This window comes from Paenibacillus sp. S150, from assembly GCF_019352175.1.
In the GTDB taxonomy this organism is placed as follows: Bacteria; Bacillota; Bacilli; order Paenibacillales; family Paenibacillaceae; genus Paenibacillus_AQ.
In genome coordinates this window covers 1-23,512 of the sequence record NZ_JACBYI010000068.1, presented here as the reverse complement: position 1 = coordinate 23,512, position 23,512 = coordinate 1, and the positions used below count along the sequence as shown (strand labels likewise).

The 23,512-nt window shown below is 54.1% G+C and carries 17 protein-coding genes, 1 pseudogene and 1 riboswitch; of the genes and pseudogenes, 3 read left to right on the top strand and 15 right to left on the bottom strand.

Annotation, left to right across the window (positions count from 1 at the left end):
- Window positions 1-1,175: 1,175 nt before the first annotated feature.
- Complete coding sequence (locus tag HYD27_RS30730) at window positions 1,176-1,820, top strand: hypothetical protein (protein WP_219221595.1); 645 nt, start codon at window positions 1,176-1,178, stop codon at window positions 1,818-1,820.
- A gap of 112 nt (window positions 1,821-1,932) precedes the next feature.
- On the opposite strand, the gene HYD27_RS30725 is transcribed toward HYD27_RS30730, so the two are convergent.
- The 13 genes from HYD27_RS30725 to HYD27_RS30665 form a co-directional block, all read right to left on the bottom strand.
- The gene (locus HYD27_RS30725) at window positions 1,933-2,181 is read right to left on the bottom strand and encodes a type B 50S ribosomal protein L31 (protein ID WP_074088414.1); all 249 of its coding nucleotides are present in this window, start codon (window positions 2,179-2,181) and stop codon (window positions 1,933-1,935) included.
- Window positions 2,182-2,347: 166 nt separating this feature from the next.
- On the bottom strand, window positions 2,348-3,136 hold the full coding sequence (locus HYD27_RS30720) for an SDR family oxidoreductase (protein ID WP_219221594.1): 789 nt from the start codon (window positions 3,134-3,136) through the stop codon (window positions 2,348-2,350).
- A 168-nt stretch (window positions 3,137-3,304) separates the two neighbouring features.
- Window positions 3,305-4,159 (bottom strand): diguanylate cyclase domain-containing protein, encoded by an 855-nt coding sequence (locus tag HYD27_RS30715; protein WP_219221593.1) that lies wholly within the window; start codon window positions 4,157-4,159, stop codon window positions 3,305-3,307.
- Window positions 4,149-6,239 (bottom strand): cellulose biosynthesis cyclic di-GMP-binding regulatory protein BcsB, encoded by a 2,091-nt coding sequence (locus HYD27_RS30710; RefSeq protein ID WP_219221592.1) that lies wholly within the window; start codon window positions 6,237-6,239, stop codon window positions 4,149-4,151. Before HYD27_RS30710 ends, HYD27_RS30715 begins: the two co-directional genes overlap by 11 nt.
- Window positions 6,240-6,282: 43 nt before the next feature.
- Window positions 6,283-7,533: a glycosyltransferase family 2 protein gene (locus HYD27_RS30705; protein WP_219221591.1), complete on the bottom strand. Its 1,251-nt coding sequence runs from the start codon at window positions 7,531-7,533 to the stop codon at window positions 6,283-6,285.
- 26 nt (window positions 7,534-7,559) lie between these two features.
- Window positions 7,560-9,128 carry a hypothetical protein gene (locus tag HYD27_RS30700; protein WP_219221590.1) on the bottom strand — a complete coding sequence of 523 codons (1,569 nt, stop codon included), beginning with the start codon at window positions 9,126-9,128 and terminating at the stop codon, window positions 7,560-7,562.
- Window positions 9,125-10,663, bottom strand: a complete 1,539-nt coding sequence (gene wsfD, locus HYD27_RS30695) for a glycan biosynthesis hexose transferase WsfD (RefSeq protein WP_219221589.1) — start codon at window positions 10,661-10,663, stop codon at window positions 9,125-9,127. Before wsfD ends, HYD27_RS30700 begins: the two co-directional genes overlap by 4 nt.
- Before the next feature lie 25 nt (window positions 10,664-10,688).
- Entirely contained in the window at window positions 10,689-11,837 is a 1,149-nt protein-coding gene (locus HYD27_RS30690) for a hypothetical protein (RefSeq protein ID WP_219221588.1), read from the bottom strand.
- A gap of 215 nt (window positions 11,838-12,052) precedes the next feature.
- The gene (locus HYD27_RS30685) at window positions 12,053-12,205 is read right to left on the bottom strand and encodes a hypothetical protein (RefSeq protein WP_219221587.1); all 153 of its coding nucleotides are present in this window, start codon (window positions 12,203-12,205) and stop codon (window positions 12,053-12,055) included.
- Between the two features lie 48 nt (window positions 12,206-12,253).
- Window positions 12,254-13,378 (bottom strand): response regulator, encoded by a 1,125-nt coding sequence (locus HYD27_RS30680; protein ID WP_219221586.1) that lies wholly within the window; start codon window positions 13,376-13,378, stop codon window positions 12,254-12,256.
- Window positions 13,379-13,401: 23 nt separating this feature from the next.
- A complete protein-coding gene (locus HYD27_RS30675; RefSeq protein ID WP_219221585.1) occupies window positions 13,402-16,491 on the bottom strand; it encodes an ATP-binding protein in 3,090 nt (1,029 codons plus the stop codon).
- A gap of 128 nt (window positions 16,492-16,619) precedes the next feature.
- Window positions 16,620-17,918, bottom strand: a complete 1,299-nt coding sequence (locus HYD27_RS30670) for a nucleobase:cation symporter-2 family protein (protein WP_219221584.1) — start codon at window positions 17,916-17,918, stop codon at window positions 16,620-16,622.
- Window positions 17,912-18,526, bottom strand: a complete 615-nt coding sequence (locus tag HYD27_RS30665; RefSeq protein ID WP_219221583.1) for a xanthine phosphoribosyltransferase — start codon at window positions 18,524-18,526, stop codon at window positions 17,912-17,914. Before HYD27_RS30665 ends, HYD27_RS30670 begins: the two co-directional genes overlap by 7 nt.
- A 263-nt stretch (window positions 18,527-18,789) precedes the next feature.
- Window positions 18,790-18,893, bottom strand: a riboswitch (purine riboswitch).
- A 216-nt stretch (window positions 18,894-19,109) separates the two neighbouring features.
- On the opposite strand from HYD27_RS30665, the gene HYD27_RS32275 reads away from it, so the two are divergent.
- A complete protein-coding gene (locus HYD27_RS32275; RefSeq protein ID WP_228745438.1) occupies window positions 19,110-19,346 on the top strand; it encodes a hypothetical protein in 237 nt (78 codons plus the stop codon).
- A gap of 437 nt (window positions 19,347-19,783) precedes the next feature.
- Window positions 19,784-20,068: pseudogene (locus HYD27_RS33035) on the top strand (hypothetical protein); the annotation flags it as partial.
- A gap of 339 nt (window positions 20,069-20,407) precedes the next feature.
- On the opposite strand, the gene HYD27_RS30650 reads toward HYD27_RS33035, so the two are convergent.
- Window positions 20,408-21,088, bottom strand: a complete 681-nt coding sequence (locus HYD27_RS30650; protein WP_219221582.1) for an S-layer homology domain-containing protein — start codon at window positions 21,086-21,088, stop codon at window positions 20,408-20,410.
- Between the two features lie 179 nt (window positions 21,089-21,267).
- Window positions 21,268-22,197, bottom strand: coding sequence for an AEC family transporter (locus HYD27_RS30645; RefSeq protein ID WP_219221581.1), 930 nt, complete (start codon window positions 22,195-22,197; stop codon window positions 21,268-21,270).
- Window positions 22,198-23,512 lie beyond the last annotated feature (1,315 nt).

Here is a 23,512-nt window from a genome sequence, read left to right as displayed (position 1 = left end):
CTGCTCTGCTGGTTTACGTATTGCTGAAGTTCCTGTTCGACCAAGGAAACACGGTGGTTCATTGGAGTGCCCGATTGACGTTTGCCGATTTTGGTCGCTTGTTTAGTTTACAAACCTTACCCGTGGAGTGGAGGGTCTATTTAGCAAACGATCTGGTTTTTCCTCATCCATAATTTAGCTAATCAACAGGCCTGGAAAAAGTACAACTAATCCGGCTGAAATCAGCCGTATGGGGGGAACGGGCCTCCATGAAGTGTACAAAATCCCACTAAAGCCCGTTCAAGCCAGAATTCCAGCCCATTAGTGTTACTTTTTACACTTCGCTTCCGTTCCCTATGAACCTCCTTGCGTTCCATCAGCGTTTTCAGGTACGCCAGTTCAATTTATTTACATTCAATTACCTTTTTACTAAATTACCTTTTTGGCTCAAAACCAAAATCAGCGGTTGACGATGTGAATGAAGTCCGCTGCAGGTTCAGAGGGTTCTTCCGGCCGCTGCTAAAGCCCGGTTTCCGGATTAGAATAAGATTGCAGGTTGAAACCGGTTTTTAAAAGCGAACAGTATCGTTTCTCCAGAATTCCTCTGGCCCTCCGCTATGTCCGCACGTAGTGACGGCCCCTAATTTTTAGATGGAGCCAGCTTTTTCCCACGATTCCTTTAACACTTTTCCGTCCATTTTAAGTGTACTAATTCTTGCGAATTCCAATTCATTCACTCCATTCCACTTCACGTCCCTGTCCCTGCCCCGGTAGCGGCCTCGGTTGGACCCGCTCTATTTCGCGCTTCCTCCTGCAAAACATAGAACCCACAGACTCTGCACGGCTCAGGAGACTCAGCACCATTCAGCAAACTCTGCAGACTTAGCACAACTCAGTACGATTCAGCAAACTCCGCACAACTCAGCAACTCAGCAGACTCAGCACAACCCAGCAACCCAGCAACTCAGCAGACTCAGCACCATTCAGCACGATTAAGACGCATTATAATTTTGCCCTAACTTCATACCTGCCTTATCCACAATTGACGATAAGCACAATTTCCTAAACAAGTGGAAACGGCTTCGCCGTCCTTATAAGGACGGTATCCGTTTCAGCGAGAAAGATAAGGCTAATTATTAGCGTGAAACATATAAATTCTCTTTTAAGAAAGACGCCTATCGGCGTCCTATATAAGAATGCTGCCATTTCAGTGGGGAGGAGAAGAATCATTTCGCGCTGATTTCACCGTCCTGCCGGCTTCGGGCGAATTCAAAGGTACTTTTGCCTTTGATTCCCTCGTCCTGCCGGCTTCGGGCGAATTCAAAGGTACTTCTGCCTTTGATTCCCTCGTCCTGCCGGCTTTGGACGAAATCAAAGGCACTTCTGCCTTTGATTCCACCAGCCAGCCGGCTTCGGGCGAATTCAAAGGTACTTCTGCCTTTGATTTCACCGTCCTGCCGGCTTCGGGCGAATTCAAAGGCACTTCTGCCTTTGATTCCCTCGTCCTGCCGGCTTCGGGCGAATTCAAAGGTACTTTTGCCTTTGATTTCACCGTCCTGCCGGCTTCGGGCGAATTCAAAGGCACTTCTGCCTTTGATTCCCTCGTCCTGCCGGCTTCGGGCGAATTCAAAGGCACTTCTGCCTTTGATTCCCTCCTCCTGCCGGCTTTGGACGAAATCAAAGGCACTTCTGCCTTTGATTTCACCGTCCAGCCGGCTTCGGGCGAATTCAAAGGTACTTCTGCCTTTGATTCCCTCGTCCTGCCGGCTGCGGCCAACGCAATCGCGCAGTTTGCCTGGCCGGAGTCCCGATCCATTCTTTCATTTACAGCGCAGCCGTGAAATAACGGATAAGCTTCGCTTCCCCCAAAACTTATAAATTCTTTCAAAAAAAAGAGGACCTTCCAACTGCCATCTGCATGGCTGCGGAACATCCTCTGTGCGGTCCAAGCTATTATTTCTTCTGAGCCAACCGTTGTTTGAACTTGTCAACACGGCCGCCAGTTTCGGTATCTCTTTGTTTACCGGTGTAGAACGGGTGGGATGCGGAGCTGGAGTCCACACGGATCACTGGATAAGTGTTGCCGTCTTCCCATTCCATAGTTTCACCGGACGATTTGGTGGACGAGCTCAGGAATTTGAAACCTACGCTGGCATCCAGAAAAATCACCTGGTTGAATTTAGGATGTATGCCTTCTTTCATTGTAGTAACCTCCTTCCCGTACATATACAATCTCTATGGCAAAATGAAGCGATCTCTTGGGAGATAACTAAATCCACAGATTTACACGCCATACTATCATACGCGATCACAGGCGCAGAGTCAACCACCTAAATTAATCCATTGTCCGCCCTGAAAGTAAAGTTGCTTACAGCGACTTCACCATCCCGCCGTCAATCAGCAGGGACTGGCCGGTAATATAGCTATTGGCAAAAGAGCCAAGAAACACAGCAGCTTTGCCGAATTCCTCCGGGGTGCCGGTCCTTCCGATTGGAATCTGGACCAGCGCCTCCTGCTCGATCTGTGTAAGCGGAATGCCCCGGGCCTCCGCCCGCTTGCCGTCCAGCTGCAGAATCCGGTCTGTGCCAATACGCCCGGGCGCAAGCGAATTAATCAGAATGCCCTCCGGGGCAAGCTCGGCCGCGAGCGTCTTGAACAGCGCGCTCACACCCGCCCGGAAGACATTGGAGAGGATCAGCCCGCGGATCGGCTGCTTGATGGATACCGAGCTGACACCCACAATGCGCCCGCCTCCGCCTTCGCGCAGGTAAGGCAGTGCCTCACGGATCATGCGCACCGTGCTCTTCAGCGTAAGCTCATAGCCGCCGTCCCAGTCGGTGTCCGCCATCTCTTCAAAGCCGCCGCCCGGAGGCCCGCCGGCGTTGGTGACCAGCACATCCAGCCCGCCTCCGTATTCAGCGGCGGACTCTATCGCCCGCCGGATATCCTCGGCACGGGTCACATCCATCTGCGCCGCCGCCACTTCCCGGCCTGTTGCCTCCGCAATAATGCGCCGTGCCTCCCCAAGCTGCTCCAGGCTCCGGCTGGCAATCGTAACCTTCGCGCCTTCGCGCGCAAACTCCAGCGCGGTGGCAAGGCCCAGCCCCTTGCTGGCAGCTGCAACAAATACCGACTTCCCTGCAAGACCCAAATCCATTCTCTCCGCCTCCTTGTTCCGATACCCCGGGAGCCGGTTGCCTGATTGGGCACTTCCGGCAGCTGAGGCTCGGGGCTCCGTACAATTAGCTCCAGTGCTGCCGGCAATCAGCAGCAGACAGACTAATTTTAGTACAGCCCTGGCTCCGGGTCCAGACCTGCCTCCCAGCTATACATCATATTCCAGCTGCTTCTTGGCTTGCAGAATGAAGTCGAACGGATTCTCGATCGTCTCTGCCTCATACTGCACCGCGCCGATCTTCAGCCCGAGATTCACCTTGTATTTCGCCGAGAATTCCGTGTCATTCAATTCCTGCAGCTTGAATTTAATCCGTTCGATCACAACCTTGGCCCCTTCCCGGTCCGTGAACAGCAGCAGCCCCCAGGTGGCATCCTCCTTATCCAGCAGATACAGCGCATCATTGGTGCGGATACTGGATTGGCTGAGCTGGGATACATCGTAGATCGCCTCGGACAGCTGCTCTTCCGGGATCAGGCGGCGGATTTCATTCCAATATTTCACCTTGACCACAAGCAGCGTCAGCGGAATATTGTAGCGGGTGGAAATGCCCGTGAACAAACTGGAATCCTTCTGAAAAGACAGGGTATTCCGCAGATCCGTGTTCTCGTCAACCGTAGCCAGGGCGGCCGTTCGCTTCTCCAGCCGCTCATTCTCCGCCTGAAGCTCCCGGGTGGTTGAGGTGAAGAACCACAGCACAACCGTCAGCAGCGGAGTCATGATCAGCCAGAAATACGTATTGACACCAATAGTCATGCCCTGGGACACCGTCTGGTAAAGGACAAAGAAGCCATAGCCGAAGATAAACGCAAGATTCAGCACCAGCCCCGCAGTAACGGTGGTGAAATAGGTGACCAGCGCCAGCAGAAAAGCGATATTCAAAATAATAATGTTCTGAATATAATGATCCGGCGAGCCTGCAATAAACACTATACATACGAACACCAGCACCAGAAACGTCAGAAAGGCAAGATCGGAGAACAGGCTGCTGCGGTTACGTCTCACGCTTATCACCACGTTTCTTCATATGTTTGCGGAACAGCAGAAGCAGCGACACAAGCACCAGCGTCACTGCAAGCACGGCCGCCGCCACAAATCCGAGAACATCACTGCGCCCGGCGATTTGCTGCAGCGCGGAATCCTTCGCGCTGCCGGCAATCGTCTTGAAGCGGTACGCTCTGACATTGCCGTCCTTGTCGGCAATCACGCCGTCGCCGTACACCTTCCACTTGTCCTTACTGCTTGCGATCAGCTTCGAGGCCAGATAGATTTCCTCCGTACCGGCTCCTGTCACCGCCAGCAGGCCGCGCCCGCTCTCATAAGGCGACTCAAGCAGCTGCAGCGTGCCGATCTCCGCCCCATACTGCTGATCGATGCTGAGCTTCTCATTGGAGAGGAACGCGGACCCGTCCTTGCTGTAACGGAAATACAGCTTGTCATTATTGTCTCGGATCACCTTGTTGCCGGCATAGGAGCCTATAGCGATGATATTGTTGTTCTTCAGATGATCTGCGCTGACTGTGTCGGTGTAGAAGTGAACGTCCCCTGTATTGCCATCCGCATATTGACCCAGCAGATTGAAGACATTCGCCAGGCTCAGATAGGTGTAGCTGTCCATCTTCTGCGGCAGAACAACCGCCACATGGTTATAGATCCCGTCGCGCAGGAACGGATACGGATAATTGTTGAACAGCAGATCCGTGCGGTCCTTGGTATTCAATTGCATTTCCGTCTCCTTGCTGATGTAGGCCCAGGGCATTTGCCCCGTATTCAGTGTACAGGGGGCGTTCACCAGCTCCAAATCGAAAGCCACCGTCACCGAGAAATTGCCGGAGATGTCCAGACTTTGCGGAATCGCCAGATTCAGAATATCGCCGTTCGCCAGCTCCTTCGTCAGCTTCTTGCTGCCGATGGGCGTATCATTAATGCTCACCGTCACCAGCGAGCGCCCGAAGTCCAGATTCTCCGCATAGCGGAAATCGAGGCTGATCTTGCCGGAATCGGCAATCGAGCGGTTGGACGGCAGGGAGACGAAGTAGGTCTGCTCCTGATGGTTCGGGCCGGTCAGCTTATCACCGGTCTCGGTGAAGCTTACATTCGAGCTGATGGCAAGTGCCGGAGACGCGACCTCGGTGGCATCTTCGACAATTTTGAGATCATCGCCGATCTGGCTGACCAGCTGGCTGCCGGCAAGAAGCCGCCCCGCCTTGATCAGCAGACTCTCATCGCCGGAGGTGACCACCAGGGTAGGCCGGTTATCCTTGTCCACCAGCTGGATCAGGGCTTGACCCGCCAGATCGACGGAAGAATCAAGCTGCCGCTTCAGCTCATCCGGCACACGGTCTGCCAGGGCGACCAGAACTACAAGCCCCTTGTCCCTGATGGCCTCCGCACTGTAGGGCAGCAGCGGAAGCGTCTTGTCCTCCAGGGTATTGCCCTTGGCGAAGCCCGATAAGGCATAGGCGGCCGCTTCCAGTTCGGAGCCGCTGGCATTATCCGGCACACTGAGGAGGCTCTGTCCCCTTTTCACATAATCCATACCGGAGAAGCGCTCGCTGAAATCACTGATGCCGCCGCCCAGAGCCTTAAGCGTATAGCCCACCGCAACGCTGGAGGTATTGAACAGATGCAGCCAGTTATCCGGTGTGTTGTCCACATAGCAGACCTGGTTATTCTCTGCTGCTGTCCGCAGGTACCCCTGAATGCTCAGCGTGTTCACCCCATCCTTCAGGAAGCCCTTCGGGGCCGCAATTGCCATACTCTGCTCTCCGTTGTTCTGCAGAGAGGGCCTGAAGGAGTAGAAAGGGCTGCCGTTCAGGGACAGCGTGACACTGGAGATCTGATCCCCGGTGATTTGCGAAATCTGAAAATGCAGATTAATCTTCAGATCCTCCACATTCCAGTAATCCATCACTGTGAAATACTGCTGCTGCGAGCTTGTCCCGGTAAGTGAGCTGCCGGCAAACGGAGTCTCATACGTCAGCCTTCCGCCGTCCGGGACTGCGGCCGCAGCGGATGCCGCCTGAACCGGGAGCAGTAAAAGGGAGAGGCAGAGCGCCCATATCATCATCTTTTTTTTCATCATAGTCCATATCACCTGTACCCTGATTTCTTGTCTTCCCGATGCTTCAGTAGCGTTCGGTTTTGTACCATTTGGCTTCCCGTTTATAGATGACGTCTTTGAGGTAGTGGTATAGTCCGTAAGCGGCAACGGCCACCCACAGCTGGCAATAGGATACATACATCAGCATTATGATCCATAGATTGGACAGGCTCATCTCGCCCTTCTCTGTCGTCAGCGTGACGAAGATGCCCACCACGAACAGAATGACCGCGAGCAGCCACAGGAAGCTGCTGAGTCCGGCAATGGTTGTATGCACATAGCCCATAGCATGCAGCACGAGCAGCAGGTCGGAGGTGACCAGCGAGATCAGCAGCAGGAAATAGATGGACAGATAATACAGAATATCGAAGCGGATCTTGGCCGCCGACCGGTCAAACAGCAGAGGGATATTTTTGACAATCACATAGATATTCCCCTTCGCCCAGCGCGTGCGCTGCTTGAACCAGACCTTCACTGTCTGCGGCTCCTGCTCCCAGGTGACCGATTTCGGCTGGAATTTGATCCGGTAGCCCATCATGTAAATGCGGAAGCTGATCTCCGTATCCTCGGCAATCGCCTTGACGTCCCAGCCGCCGATGCTCTCCACAATCGACCTGCGCATAATGAAGTTGGTGCCGGGAATCGTGCACAGCTTGAACAGCTTCCAGCGGCCGGCCTGCGCCATCCATTGGAACGACAGCGTCTCTATATTGATGAAACGGGTGAGCAGGCTCGCATCGCGGTTGCGGGTCCGGAATTTGCCGATCACCGCTCCGAGCGTGGCATCATTCATAATTTCGGCAACCAGATACTTCAGCGCGGTTCTCTCCGGTGTATTATCTGCATCATAGATCGCAATTAATTCACCCTTGCTGCGGGTAAAGCCGATGTTCAGCGCATTTGACTTCCCTTTGCCGCCCGTAACCGCATCCGTGTTGATAATAATCAGATTGCGCTCCGGAAGGCGGCGCTGAATACGGCCCAGCAGCTCTGCGCTGTTGTCGGAGGAGTTATCGTTAATGACAATGATCTCATACCGGTCATGCGGGTACTCGAGCGCCAGCAGGGATTCCACGGTTTGGCTGATGACAACGCCCTCGTTGTGCGCAGGCACCATAATTGTAACAAAGGGATATTCGCCCTGAATCTCCGGGACATCCTCATTTTCAGTTTTAATGTAATACAGATAGCCCGCTATAATCAGAGCCACGTTGACCAGCAGCAGGGACCAGATGCAGATCACTGCAATTACCATCAGCACATCCGAGATCGTCATGTTGTTCTCCTAAGCTCCAGGTTTCGTTATTTCAAATATTTCCTGCGGTACAGGCGGTACCCGATGGTGATCAGGCCGCCGAACATCAGCAGTGCGGTAATAATCACAACGATAAAAAATTGATTCTGCACACTGAACAGCTTCGTGAAGCTTTGGAGCTGATCTTCTTTGTACCGGTAGTCACTGTTGACCGCCTCCGGGACATAATCGACATTCAGGGGCACTCCGTTCACGGACAACACCCCGTCCGCCGATGCCACAGTGTTAATATCCGTAACGGCCGTATGGGCTGTCTGCTTGTAATCGGCAAAAGAGATCCACTGCCGGTCCAGGGTCTGCAGAAGCTCCTGAAGGCCGGCTTCATCTTCCGGAAGGTCTGCGGTGACCGCCGTATCCAGCGGAAGCTGCGGCATCGCACGCGGGGTGTGGCCAAGCCCCTGCAGAAACTCCGGCGTCAGACTGTAAAGCGAGGACGCAAAGACCTTGGATACATTCGTCTGCTCCATGTGCAGAACGTTCCCGTCCGGGAACAGCACGGCGGAGTCAAACCAGCCCAGTCCGGCCTCCGCATACTCCTTATCATAGGTCCAGTGCAAGTCAGCCCCGGCGCCAAGCGGTCCGATGCCGTTCTTCACCAGCAGATCCACAAATGCGCTCATCTTCTCCCCGAGCGAATGATCGCTGCTGTTAATCGACGGCATGACTACAGGCGCATTGACCAGAATGCTGCCATTCCTCGACTGGACCACCTTAAGGGCATCCAGATAGCGCTGCATCGCAGGGTAACCGGTATTGCTGAATACCGGACGGATACTCGCGATGAACGGAATGCCGGCCTTGTACAGACGTTCCGCCGTTTCTTCCAGCAGGGCAAGATCGGAGAACGGATAGATTTCTTTCAGAACCAGATAGGTCTGCGGTCCAGCCGCCCTGCTCTCCAGCCAATCCTTCAGCACATAAGCCATGCCGATTACACTGGCGTTCCCTTGCTCCAGATAAGGGACATACGTATATTGCCCGCCCGTTGCCGCATAAGGCAGCTTGCGGCCGCTGCTCCCCAGCGTGAAGCTGCCATAGGTGCGTTCCGCCTTCACGGCCGCCATATAAGGCATACCGCTTACCTGAAGACTGGAGCCGGTGAATTCACCGACGGTAAGGTCGGCGTAGTCTTCGCCGGTAACTCCCGTGGTCAGCTGCAGCGCCTGCAGCAGCCTTGCCGGAGGATGATAACCCACATGCAGGCTCTGACCCTGGTAGCGTTCCAGATCCTCAAGATAAGCCCGGTTCGCAGGGACAATATCTGCCGCATTGATTACGGTGATGGTCCGGGAGAAGGAATTCAGGGTCCCCTGCTCGTAACGGTTCAGGCTGAGCAGCGTAACCTGGGTGCCAAAGGCTGACAGCAGCCGCTGCAGCTCACTTACATTGCCTTCCCGGGCAGTTCCCTTGCCCAGGCTATCATACAGGAGCAGCACCTTCGGCGGAGCGGACGGTTCCTGCGTCGCCCCCGCCTGAGCCTGCGGAGCGGCGGACAGGACTACAAGAGCGGCGGTGATCAGCGGCAGCAGCAGAATGGCAAGCCTCCGGCGGTTCATGCGCCTACACTCTCCTGTACCTCGGTATACTGGCCTGCTGCGGTGGCTGCGGGCCGGCGGCTCGCAGCTGCCTTGCGGCCAATTACGCTTGCAGCCAGCATGAAGGTGACCAGATCGAAGGATAAGGTAAACAGGAATTCATGCTTCGAGATATCGGCGTCGCCCGCTCCGATAATCGAGACAAAAATCCCCGACAGGCCCACTCCCATGCTCGCCAGAATCAGCACCATCCGCTGCAGGCCCCGCATATCCCGGGCTCTGGCCGCCCTCACGCAGGAAGGCATGTAGAGGCCGATAACCAGCGCCATCCAGAGCAGAATGAAGCCGAAGGTTTTGGGTGCAAGCTTTTGCTTAATCAGGCTGTAGGCGGTGAAGAAATGGCTCTGGGCGCGGAAGGCCTTGCCTGCCGATTCTTCATAATTGCCCATCGCCGCAGGCTTGATCGAAAAGGCGCTTCGGGCCGCCACATTGAGGATCGAGCTGAGCTGATCCGGGTTCGCGGCGTAGTATTTGAGAATCGGGCCGAAGCCGTAACGGCTGTAGAAATCCTTTTGCAGAATCGGCGAATTCACATCCACTGTTCCGTACTGCTCGTAATAGATGCTGTCCTTCAGAATGGCATACTGCTGATCAATTCCGAAGCTTTTCAGCGCGGCCTCCGGATTGGAGGATTCCTTCAGCACCCCGCGGGTCATGGCATGATATTGGTTGATATTCACGAATTCTCTGGAGATGTTCAGGTAGGTGGCAATTCCCGCAAGCATCAGGAGCGCCATCGAGACAAACGTAAGCGTGCGGAACAGACGGTCCCGCCGGACCCAGGCAAGCGATATTCCGAGCACAGCAATAATTATGCCCACCGGAGCATTTTGCTGCTTGGAGGTTGTCAGAATGACACTGCTGAGGACGAACAGGCCGAGAAGGGCATAGTCGTTGTATCTTTTGCGGCAGAGCAGCAGCCAGGAGGCGAAGACGAGGATCATCATGATCATAACGACACTTTCACTGTAGAAGGAGCTGAAATAGGCGGTGTATCCCGTATCCCCGAACACAAAAACAGCAAGAACGGCAATAATCATGCCTTGCTTGCGTGACATTCTGCAGGTGACCGCCTCGATTAGGAGATAGACGGCAGCAGCATAAAGCACCGTGTATATAGCCGCCTGAAAGCGGATGTCGAACACCGTGCTGCTGAACAGCAGCTTATTCAGGCCGACAGCCAGCCTGATGAACAGCGACTGCGAGGAATCCAGCGTGGCGCCATTCTCGTTATAATATTGATAGATTCCATACTGCTTCACAAAATAGCCAAAATACTTGCTGTCATAGTCAGGCAGGCTGAAATAGAGTCCGTTGCTGTATATGTTGCGGAAAAAGTCACCATTGTCGGCCATTCCTATGTAGGGAGCCGTAAACAAAGCAATAACTGTAACCAGAAGTACTCCGAAGGCGGCTACAAATGCGGGCGGGACCCGCAGTCCGGCAGGCATCAAATGCTGCTGCAAGGGTGTTTTTACAATGTTGCTGTCCATCATGCTGGTTCACCTTCGTTGCTGTGGTTTAGAGTGAATAAGAATACGCCAATAGAGCCATAAGATTGTCAAAAGAATACGCCTGACCGGTATCCGTATTGCCGAACCCGCCGTACAGCGGACTGTCCGAGTCCTGAACCCGGAATTCATTCATGCGTTCAATGCCTGAACGGTATAGAGCATCGTCCCCAAGCTCTGCGCCAATCATGGCCGTCAAGGCATAAATCGCCGTGGAACGGGTATCATTCAGCGGCTTGCCGTCACGGGAATATTGCCCGTACAGCGTTCCCGCCGCAACCTGCTCCTTGATGTAGCTGATGCTGGCGGACTTGTGCCGGCCTGCCTCCGCCAGATGCAGGATGCTCAGCAGCGATTCCACCGTATTGATGTTCTCCGAGCTGTAAGCTCCGGTATGATAATCGAATCTCGTCTCATAGAACGGGAACGAATCCGAGAGATAGCCTTCTTGCAGAATTCCATCCATGTTATGCAATAATACATCGCGCAATTCGCTAGAAATCGACATTTTTCGCAATACACTTAAATCAATATAACACAAAGTTACGAAGCTGTTCGTGGTTTTGTAAATATTGTCATAAAAATCGTACATATATCCTTCTTTTACATTATTATCATAGAAGCGCCGGCTGTATTTATCTGCCTGCCCCGTATAGTCCGGCTCGTCAAAAACCTGTCCGGCTTCATACAGGGCGCCGATCAGCCGCAGATCATCCACAGCCGCATTCACGGGATACCGCTTTTGCAGCTCGGGGCTGTAGCGGTAGCTGAAGCCGCCCTGCATATCAAAGGTTCGCTCGGCCAGCCTCCACTCGTTGGCAAACCGACCCTTATCCCCGGCAAGCACGGCTGCTCTCATCAGGAGCGAGGCCGATTCACTCAGCACCTCGTGACCGGCTGCGGCTTCACCCGATTGGTCTGCCTCCAGCAGAGTGGTATACACGCCGTAAGGGCCGGTAAGCTGCCTGGCAATAAAAGCGCTCAGCACCTGCCGTTCTTTCCGGGTATCGATGCTCCGGAATCCGGCGGAAGGAGCAGGAGTTGCGGCCGCAGGGCCATTCGCAGCCGCGGAGGGTTCGGTTGCCGCTTTGCTGCCGCTGCAGGAAGCCAGCAGCAGCGCGAGCAGCAGCGCGGCTGCAGCATTGAGTTTACTCGTCAATCCATCACCTCCTTCATAGAAACCATCTGTATAAGCTGAACTTGAAACAATAATAAAAAGGGGAGCGGGCCACCATCAAGTGTACAATCCCGCTAAAGCCCGTTAAACCCGGAATTCCGGTTCAACTCATATGGTTATCCATATAATATAACGGTAAAATAAGTCACAAATTTAACCATACAATTGATCATTATGTGTCAAAATCATCAAAGAATTCAATTGTTTGCAAAAAAAGCTGCCTCTTCGATCATAAGACCGAGGGCAGCTTTATCCACGCAGCGGTTGCCGGAAGAGCCGGCGGGAAGCACAGGTACCCGGAACAGGAGCACAAACAGCGAGGCCGGCAGGCTCAAGGCAAACAATGCCATGGCAGCGGCACTCCGTGCCGAAGCAGCAGATCGGTCCGGCAGCCGGCTTCATAGAACCTTCTGAACCCAGCTGTCCATGACGCTGCCCGGATGGATGCCCAGCTCGCTGTGCAGCAGCGCCTTGTATGTGTCATAGTGATTCCTGCATCCGATGAAGTCTCCCAGGTCGGCGTAGCTCCGAAGAGCCAGCCGGCAAATCTCCTCTGAGTAAGGGTCCACCTTCTGCAGGGAGAGCAGCCGGGCCTGAGCTTCCCGCGGCCGGGACAAATTCAGTTCATATTCCGCTGAACGCAGCGCCATCTGCAGGTAGGCTGCCTGAAGCTCCTTGCGTCTCGGCTCCGCCCAATCGTAGTGGTGCTCGGCCAGATAATCTCCCTGATACAGGGACAGCACCGCTTCCCTGCCGGCCAGCTCCTGATCCGATTCCACGGGAGTTCCACGCCAGCCCCGAACAAAGTCCTCCACATCAAAGGATATATTCTCATAGGTCAGCCGGTAGCGCTCCTGCGAGAATTCAACAAGCACGCCCATGTCCCAGGTCTTCAGCAGCTTGCGGATATGATAGACCGTTGTATGCAGATTGGTGACCGCTTTCTCCGGCTTGAAATCCGGCCATACCAGATCAACAATGGTGTCCTTGAGCATCCATTGCCCGCGATTATGAAGCAGCAGGGCGAATACCTCCTGTGCCTTGCTTGTCCGCCACTGCAGTTTCCTCCCCGGCTCGCCGCTGTCCAGAAATTCCAGCCGTTTGAAACAGAGAATGGAAAGGCTCCGGGGGTCTGCGGATGTCCCACTCTCCTGTCCGGGCTGCTTCCCGCGGCTCTCCAGCCGTTCCAGTGTTTTGCTTAAGCGCTGGGCGGTCACCGGCTTCAGCAGATAATCCACCGCGTTCAGCTCGAAGGCCTCAATGGCATACTCCGTGTATGCTGTGATGTAGACGATGCGGATGTTGCGGTCGAGGGTCCCTATATGCTCTGCCGCCTCCAGACCGTTCATCTCCGGCATGCCGATATCGAGAAACACAATATCGGCCTTCTCTTGCTGCAAATGCTGCAGCCCCAGCCGGGCAGAGGTATATTTCCCGCGGATCTCCAGCCGTCCATCCTTGACCAGCAGACGTTCAAGGTGCTGCAATGCAGGTTTTTCATCATCGATCAATATCGCCTTCATGGGGATGTGTCACCTCTTGTTTACTAGTCTCGGGATGCGCTTGCTTGCGGTATGGTGAAAGAGATTGTTGTACCCTGACCGGGCACGCTTGTTATGGACAGGCCGGCCCCGTACATCTTGAGCAGCCGCCGCTGTATATTCTTCAGGCCGATGCCGCCTTCGGTACGCTCTTCAGACAGCACAACGGCGATCCGCTCGGCAGACATGCCGATGCCATCATCGGAGACGGCAACGACAAGCTGCCGGGGCAGCTGCCTGATCGACAGGGTAACTGTACCCCCGGCTTCCTTTTGCATCAGGCCGTGGTTTACGGCATTCTCCACAATCGGCTGAATGCTGAGCGGCGGCACCAGCCCCATCATATCCTCCGGCACATCGAAGGCAACGTTCAGGCGGTCATCGAAACGCGCTTTTTCCAGTGCCAGATAGGACCTTACCAGCTCCAGCTCTTTCTCTAGCGGCACGGTCTGCCCGCGGTTCTGGAAGTCAAAGCTGCTGCGCAGATACTGGCTGAGCTCCAGCAGAAGCTCCGTCGCCATTTCAGGATCATCCGGGCAAACGGAGATGATGGCATTCAGGGCATTGTACAGAAAGTGCGGTTTGATCTGGGCCTGCAAAAAGGAGATTTCCGTCTGCACCGAGGTGCGGATGGATTTGCGCATATCCAGCAGTGTGCGTACCCGCGCTCTGAATTCACGAAGATCTGCCGGTGTGCTTAAGTAATCATTGGCGCCCGCCTCAAAGGCGGCTTGGATATCCTCCGGCCGGTTGCTGGCCGTAAGCACCAGAATGGGCAGCTCAGACAGGACAAAGCGCCCCCGGATGGCTTTGCATAAGACAAGGCCGGGCATCCCGGGCATAACCCAATCGGTAATGACCAGATCCAGTTCGGAATAATCCCGCATTTGCAGAAGCGCCTCGGATCCGCTCTCCGCTGTCATGACCGTGTGATTCTCCAGCCGCAGCGCATTAGCCAGCGCCTGACGGTTCACGGGATCATTATCCACAATCAGGATGAAGCAGCTTTCTTCCCCTCCGGGCGGATCAGCCAGCCCACCCGGCATATCCAGAGCCGCCGCCGTCTCCCATCCGGTAAGCTCCGGTATCTCCTGATCTGTAAAGGCTGTCTTTTCCTTTAGTATCGGCACGGTGAAGGTGAACACTGAGCCCCGGCCGGGTTCCGACCGGGCTTCAATCCGCCCGCCGCCCAATTCCACCAGCTTTTGAGTAATGCTTAAGCCCAGGCCGTTCTCCTGATAGGCTTTTGTGGCAGTCTTCGCCTCCGGGTTGTACGCGTCAAAGATCGTCCGCAGGCGTTCAGCGGCAATTCCCGGGCCGGTATCCTCCACAATGACGGCAACATACTTTTCTTTAACCCGGGCTGAGAGCGTTATCACACCTTCATGGGTCTGATTCACAGCATTTGACAATAAATTGAACAGAATTTGAGCCAGCCGCTCCTCGTCCGTCTCCAGCAGCGGCAGAGGCGAAGGCAGCTCCAGCCTGAAGGCCAGCCCCGCCTTGGCCGACACATGGCTGGTCACCTCCATGACCGAGGACGCAACCATTCGCAAATCCACGGCCTGACGCTTCAAAAAGATATCTCCATGGTTCAGCTTGGCGAAATCCGACATGTCGTTGATTAATGAAGCCAGCCGCTTCCCGGTGGAGACAATCATCGACATTTGCCCCTGCTGCTGCGGATTCAGCGCTCCTGCAGCACCTTCAGACATGGTCTGGGCCATATTTACGATGCTCTGCAGCGGCTTGCGCAGCTCGTACGAGGTGTCCGCCATGAAGTCGTCCTTCAGACCATCCAGCGTAATCAGGCGGCGGGACAGCTGCTCTACCTCAAGGAACGAGGATCTGTATTTGCGGGCCATTACAATAGCCTGAACGAACCCGAACAGAATAATCTCGTAAGAAATCACAGAATAGCTGGGCGTCAGACGCGATATACTGACCAGATAATAGAGAATCACCACGCTGAGACTCTCTATGCTGACCATCATGAGAAACATATTATCGGGGTTCTGTTTCGTGCCTTTGATCATGACATACAGCAGGAAGCTGAGGCTGACGGTGCTCCAGGTAAGCAGAAAAGGCTCCAGGTAGCTGAAATAATAAGCAGGTACAAATACCGCTGTAACCATCAGCAGAATGGTAATCAGCCTGGAGGCTGTCATCACCGCCCGGGGCATCGGGTAGTTAATGGAATGGGCTGCATACCGGAGCAAATAATAGTAGACCAGTGCCGATGAGGCTAATTGCAGCTTCAAGACTATTTCATAGGGGAGTCCGGGCAGGCCGCTTGCAATCAGCTTCTCTCCGTGGGTCAGCGTATATACGAATGCCGCCATGCAGAACAAACCGAGATACAGCGTAATTCCCCGGCCTTCCCTGACCCTGGAGAACATCAGCAAAAATACGGATAGTATAAAAAATCCGAACAGCGCCGCCCCATCCGCAAAGAGCGCAAATTCCCTGTGCTTCAGAATGGCGGCCTGGCCGCCGATCACAATCGGCCGGATGATTCCGCCCGAAGAATAGCTGTAGTTGGACACTTGTACAATAATCTCCAGCCTGTCCCCCGTGACTGCGGCGAAGCCCATATAAGGAATATTCTTCTGGCTTCCGGAGGAGACCGATGCGGACGGACTGCCGCTGCTTCCAATCTCCTGACCGTTAAGATACACTTTGCTGGCCGTACGGATATTGCTCGTTCTAAGTCCATAGACGACGGCTCCGCCGGGAGTAACCGTGGCTTGCATCCGGTAGGTTGCGTAGCCTTTCGCCTTGCTTTTGCCGCTGGCGGAGATAACATGATTCCACTTGCCAGGGACGTTAATCATCGCGGAGACAGCAGGCAGGGACGCGCCTGCAGCCGCAGGCCGGAAGTCTTCGGGGCCAAGCAGCGCATCGCGGTAGAACTCCCATTCTCCGTTAAGCCGGACCACGCCCCCGTTACCGAAGTCCCAATCCCGTAAGTCCATGACTCCCTGCCGTATGACCGGCTTGTTCTGCTGATCCGTAACCAGCTGAAGGATTGAGAGCAGCGGAAGAACAAGAACCAGCAGCATGCTGCCTGTGAAGCTAAGCCAGTATTTCTTCATCGTCTCCCCCCTCTCAGCTGCGGTTAGCAAATTATACCTTGGAACACTTAGCAGATAAAGCAAAAAACCGATTCCATTTTATTTCGGAATCGGCAGGCTAACTTTTTAGTATTTGAGGACAGAAATTTTCACTTCACTTCAGGCGCTGCGGCAGCCTGGGCTGCGGTCTCCTGCGTTCTGGAGAGTAAGATATTCAGGATAATCGCTGTCAGCGAGCCGGATACGATTCCATTCTGCAGCAGCATTCTGGCGAACTCAGGCAGCTGCTCGAACATGGAAGGCAGGACGGCCGAGCCCAGGCCCACAGCGATACTGCAGGCGGCAATCAGCAGATTGCCGTCCTTGCGCAGATCAACCTCGGAAAGAATCGACATCCCGGATGCCGCCACCGAGCCGAACATGACAATCATGGCCCCGCCCAGCACAGCATTCGGCACCACGGTCGTCAGGGCAGCCAGCTTCGGCAGCAGCCCGAGCACGATCATGATTCCTCCCGCCGCAAAGATCACATTGCGCGTCTTGACGCGGGTCAGCGACAGCAGGCCGACATTCTGGGAGAAGGCCGTATACGGGAAGGCGTTGAACAGGCCTCCCAGCATGATGGCAAGGCCTTCGGAGCGCAGGCCGTTCACGATTTGCTTTTGCTCCACCTGCTGGTCCGTGGCCTTGCCTACGGCGAAATACACACCGGTGGATTCGACCATGGAGACGATGTTGACGATAATCATCGTAAAGATCGCGGTAATGCTGAATTCGGGCCACCCGAAATAAAACGGGCGGGCGATGCTGACCCAGGAGGCGCTGCCCACGGTGGAGAAATGAACGAGGCCCATGGCATAGCCGATCACGGTTCCGGCCGCCAGTCCGACCAATACGGATACCGAACGCAGAAATCCCGTTGTGAACCGGTTCACGGCCAGAATCACGGCGAGGGTGACAAGGCCCAGCAGCAGATTGCGGGGGGCGCCGAAATCGGCGCTGCCCTCGCCGCCGGCCACATTGTTCATCGCTACCGGAATAAGTGACAGCCCGATGATCGTTACTACCGATCCCGTAACCACTGTAGGGAAGAACTTCAGCAGCTTCCCGTAGATCGGGGCTGCCAGAACAACGAACAGCCCGGAGACAATAATCGCGCCGTAGGCTGTCGCCAGATTCGAGCCGGAGGCGATGGCAATAATCGGGCTGACTGCAGTGAACGTACAGCCCAGCACGACCGGAAGCCCGCTGCCGAAATGCCTGCTGCTGATAATCTGCAGCAGTGTTGCCAGCCCGCAGGTGAAGAGGTCTGCGGCGATCAGGTAGGCCATCTGCGTTCCGCTCAGATTCAGCGCCCCTCCAACAACAAGCGGCACAATTACAGCTCCGGCATACATAGCCAGCACATGCTGAAGCCCCAGGGCAAATAATTTTTGTTTGCTTAACATTCCGCACTCTCCTTGATGACTTCTTCTGCAGGTATATGCTCTATGAAGTGAACCTCTCCAGGCGCCATTGAAGAGATTCTTGCCAGAGCATGCACAGCAATGCCCCTGTCTTCGAGCAGGCTGCGTCCTTGCTGAAAGCTCTTCTCGATCACACAGCCCACACCCAGCAGCTCTGCTCCAGACTCGTCAACGATATCCGCCAGCCCCACAAGCGCTGCTCCGGTAGCCAGAAAATCGTCGACAATCAGCACTCTATCCTCCGGACCCAAGTACTTCTGCGAGATGCTTATACGGTAATCCTCTTGGCGTGTGAAGGAGTGGACCAGTGCGGAATAGACAGCCTCGGATTGGGTAACGGCTTTCTTCTTCTTGGCATAAACGAACGGCACTCCCAGCGCAATTCCGGCCGCCATGGCGAACTGAATGCCGCTGGCCTCAACGGTCAGCACCTTGGTAACCGGCTGATGTCCGAAGATCCGCCCGAATTCCTCCCCGATCTGCAGCACCAGCTGCGTGTCCACCTGATGGTTCAGGAACGAGTCCACCTTCAGCACCGTATCCGACAGAATCAAGCCCTCTTGCCTAATGCGTTCCTCTAATACTTTCATAATGCAGACAACCTTTCCTGTTCAACAAGCTGAAACGGCTGCGCCGTCCTTATAGAACGGTATCCGTTACTGCGTGAGAGAGAATGATAATTTAAAGCTTGAAATATATAAATTTTTATCTAAAAAAAGACAGATCCCCTTGAGCGCTTCTCTCAAGTGAATCTGTCCTTCTGGGTTTTTGTCCCTTAGTGGTGTAACACAAATACGTGTCCGCATCGCTTGGACCAGCCCCTCTCATGCCATGGCACAAAAAAGCGGAACCCTAGATGCGCTATTTCACTCATAGTCGGATAATTGCAATGGTTATCCGGTAGAAACTTATGGGCCCTATTCCCAAGATTATATGAGTTGTTATGATGTGTTTTTTTAAAAACCTTCGTATATCTTACACGCTCTGTCCGCTCCATACAAGCAAAATTTTAAGTATTAACAGCGGAAATTACGGTCTCCGCTCCAAAATCCTCCGGGCCGCCTTCCCTTAGGCAGCCGCTGGTTTATTGTCCCGGAGCGCCCGGATTGCTCACCCTTCCCGCAGATAAGCATTAATGATAAGGAAACTTATATTACAGGAGGGATGAGGCGGGTGGCTAAACCTGAAGCGAAACGGCAGGACCGGATTACCGTCATTATTCAAAAAGGAGCGCGGCGGATTATTACCCGTACCCCGCTTGCGGGAGTAGCACGGCTGGTGTTCGTCATCAACAACCAATATACCAATGCGGCGAATACCACACAGATCGCCAGCGGAGCGGAAGAAGCAGCGCAGGCGGCAGCAATGCGGCCATCGCGTCTCCCTATACGCGGCAGCAGCAGAGTGTAGGGGCTGGAGGGAACGCAGCGAACCTGGGAACCAAAGGGCGGCGGCGCGGAGGCAAACCGCAATTTCCGCCCCCCTATTTGCACGGCAGGGAGATTGTTGTTGTCATTAATAATCAAACCGTTAAGCTTCCCAGGGGCAGCCGCACTTCCTCGGCGACTCAGGTTGGCAGTGGCGGCGGAACCTACAGTACAGGCGGAACCAATTCGGCCATCGAAAGTCCCGGCACAAGACAGCAGCAGGCCGTCGGCGGCGGGGCAGGAGGTCATGCCTTGAACAAGGCAGCGGGCAAGGGGCGGCGGGGCACCAGACGCCTCCGCCGGTTACGTGCACACTATAAGCATGAATTTCATAGAAACGCCAGAAAATGCTGTATAAACAGCATTTTCTCACCTTTGCCTCTCTCTTCGCCATTCTATTAAAAGTATAATTAATTTCTAATGACAATAACTGAACAAGGGCGGGCGAGCATGAGAATAAAACATCAGGTTTGGTTAGCGGCATTGATCTCGATACTGCTGTTCGGCAGTATGATTTCTATATCTAGCATTTATATGGACGGGGTTCCGCAGGCAGCCACTTTGGGGCTGGGTGCTGCCGGTATTGCCCTGTCTATTTTTCTGATTATCGGCGTGCTGCGGAATATTACGCGCGGCATGAACCGGATCATGCAGATCTCCAGAGATATTGCCCGCGGCACCGTCGGCAGCTCGTTGCAAGCGGACCAGCCGCAGGATGAATTCGGGCAGCTGGCCGGTTCCTTCCACGCCGTGGCGGTGGATCTGCAGCACAAAACTGCTGAAGAACGCACGCTGCGGCTGAAGGCTGAAGAACAGGCCTGGATCAATGACCAGGTCTACGAAATGGCTCTGCTGCTTCAAGGCTCCGTGCAGATGCAGACGGCGGCACGTATTTTTATCGGCAGACTGGCGGAGGCCGTTGGGGGCAGCTATGGCGCTTTTTATCTGAAGCGGCAAGACAAGCTGGTTTTACTGCCGGCTATGCCTTCGATGAGGCTTACGGTTTTTGCATTGCTGCCGTTCGTTCGGAAGGCTTCGGCGTGCTTATTCCGGCAGGCCGCCGGATGGAGCCGGATGTGCAGCGATATAATCCAAGGCGTTATAGATCATCTCCGCCGCTTCAGCACGGGTGATACCGGCCGCCGGATGGAACTTGCCGGCACTGTCCAGAGTGGCAATCCTAAGCGCCAGCGCCCGTTGAATGGAGCCGTCATAGCCGTTGGTAAAGTCAGCATTGTCGGCAATATCCACCGGCATAATCTTGATCATCGGAAGATTGCTGTGCTTCTCGATCGTCAGGATCAGCTGATGGGTGAATTCCTCACGGGTCCAGTTCTTCGCAGGGTCCAGATCGGCAGATAAGCCAATATCATTGTTAGCCGCAATAATCAGGGCATTTGCATACCAGGCATCATTATTGGCACTGGCGAAATAGTCGGTAGCCTGAGGCGCCTTGATGAACCGGAGCAAATCAATGTTCAGCTCGAATGCATTGACGAGCATTTGAATGCCTTGGGCCGCTGTAACCGCCGCATCCGGCATAAATTGAGAGTCGCTCACACCATGAATGACGCCTCTCTGCTGGAGCTGCAGGATTTTATCTTTGGCAGGTATTCCGGAGAGATCCTGGAACGACGCAGCCGCTGCAAAGCTTTGACCGGCAAAACTCAGAGCCAGTACGGCCGCTGCCGTTAATGTGAGTTGTTTTATGTTATTTTTCTTCATTCCTGTCACCTCTTTATGGGATTTGCATGTATAGGATTGGCTTCTTCTTCCTTTCAGACGGTTAACCCTTCAAAAGGTTGCAGCCAGCCTTCATCCTCCGGGCATGCAAACACCCCGCCTTACAGCGGAGTATGCAGAGCAACGGGGGCAGCAGGATATATGGATTTCACCGGGGGAGTCTAGCTGCCGCCTACGGCAGCGATTAATAACGGCAGCACCAGGAAGGAGGCCAGCGTTGTCCACAGGATGCACCGTGACACCAACGAAGGCGAGCTGCCGAAGCGTTCGGCCAGTACAACAGAATTGACCGCAACCGGCATGGAGGCCAGAATGAGCAGGACGGCGAACAGCGTTCCCGAAATGTTCAGCAGGTACAGCAGCAGCGCTGCGGTCAGCGGAGCCAGCAGCAGGCGTACCGACATGCCTGTCCAGAATGCCAGCTGTATATTGCGTGCAGCATGTGCGGTCTGCACCCTGACCATCTGCACACCGAGTATGGCCAGCACCACCGGCGAATACGCTCCGGCTACCATCGACACTCCCGAGGCAATCTCATGCGGCATATGCAAGCCGAGTGCCCGCAGAAGCAGAGCCAGAATCGCCGCATAGATGGCCGGCAGAGAGAATACCGAACGGACGGCGTTTCTAACGGAAAACTGTGACCTTGCCGCAAAGTAAACTCCGATGGTGTTGACAATCACCATCTGGGCGATGACATAGACCGAGGCTTTGTCCAGGCCAAGCTGCCCGAAGGCCAGCAGCACCAGCGGCAGACCGTAATTGACGCTGTTCGTAAACGTGGAGATCAGGGTCAGACCCGCTGCCTCCGGCGGAGCCAGCTTCAGAACCTTCCCAATAAGCCTGGCCATCGCCCACAGCACCAGCAGATTCAGCAGCGAGAAGGCAAGCGTTTTGTACACATCATCGAAGGAAATTTCAGCCGTTGCGAGCGTGTCCAGAATGATCGCCGGACTGAGGAAATACAGATACAATGTTAACAGCGGCTTGGTATCGAGATTCTTGAACCGTCCAAGCAGCGCACCCGATATGACTGGAATGGACAGCGGCACAATCACCTCTACCAGAGTGGATAACACCTTTTGAATCAATGGCGAGGACTCCTCTGTTCGAAATAGTTATCCCTACTATAACCCTCCAGGGCGGTTATCGTCTAAGATATGGAAGCAATATGCTTAATAGCATATGCCTATGGAGCCATAGCTTCCCCAAAGATTGGCTCGGGGTATGGCAAACAAGTGGAAACGGCTTCGCCGTCCTGATAAGGACGGTATCCGTTTCAGCGAGAAAGATAAGGCTAATTTATAGCGTGAAACCTATATATTCTTATCTTTGAACAAACCGGCTATGCCGCCCTTGAGCGGGCAGCGCAGCTTTTTGCATTTCAGGTGTAAGGCTGGCTGCGGTTCCCTGGCTCTCCGGTTCCCCTGGCCGGCTGAAGCTCTTCCTCCCCGATTCCTCCAAGACCTTCCTGCTCAGACCCGGTGGCTACGCCCAAGTGGAAAAAGGAAACTTAATCCCCACTTTCCCTTTTTCGCTTGCGTTAGCGGGAAAAAGAATACCTAACCGATCCGTTTCTCTCCCTTACGGGGAATACGCCTAACTTAATATGAACTTGAAACATTAATAAAAAGGGCAGCCATTTTAGTGGTAAAAAGGAACACTAAGGCAGCGCATTCGTATCCTGGATCATCCCTAGTGGGAAAAAGTACAACTAAGGCAGCGCATTAGTATTCTAGATCATCCCCAGTGGGAAAAAGTACAACTAATCCGGCTGAAATCAGCCATATGGAGGGAGTGGGCCTCTATTAAGTGTACAAATTCCCACTAAAGCCCGTTGAAGCCAGAATTCCAGCCCATTAGTGTTACTTTTTACACTTCGCTTCCGTTCCCTATGAACCTCCTTGCGTTCCATCAGCGTTTTCAGGTTCGCCGGTTCCATTCCTATACATTCAATTACCTTTTTACTAAAATTACCTTTTTGGCTCAACACCAAAATCAGCGGTTGACGATGTGAATGAAGTCCGCTGCGGGTTCAGAGGGTTCTTCCGGCCGCGCTAAAGCCCGGTTTCCTGATTGAAATAAGATTGCAGGTTGAAACCGGTCTTTAAAAGCGAACACTATCGTTTCTCCAGAATTCCTCTGGCCCTCCGCTATGTCCGCACTTAGTGACGGCCCCTAATTTTTAGATGGAGCCAGCTTTTTTCCCGCGATTCCTTTAAAACTTTTCCGTCCAATTTATACGAAAAAAAGCTTTACCGCTTTACAGCTCGAAAGGGTAATTGACTGTCAGAGGTCCTATCGTGGAACTTCATTTTTTTTTAAAATGGTTATCCCGTGGTGGGCGTCAGTTCCACTTGGAACCCTAGCTTTTGCAGTTTTTGGATTAGGTAACTCGCAGTCTGT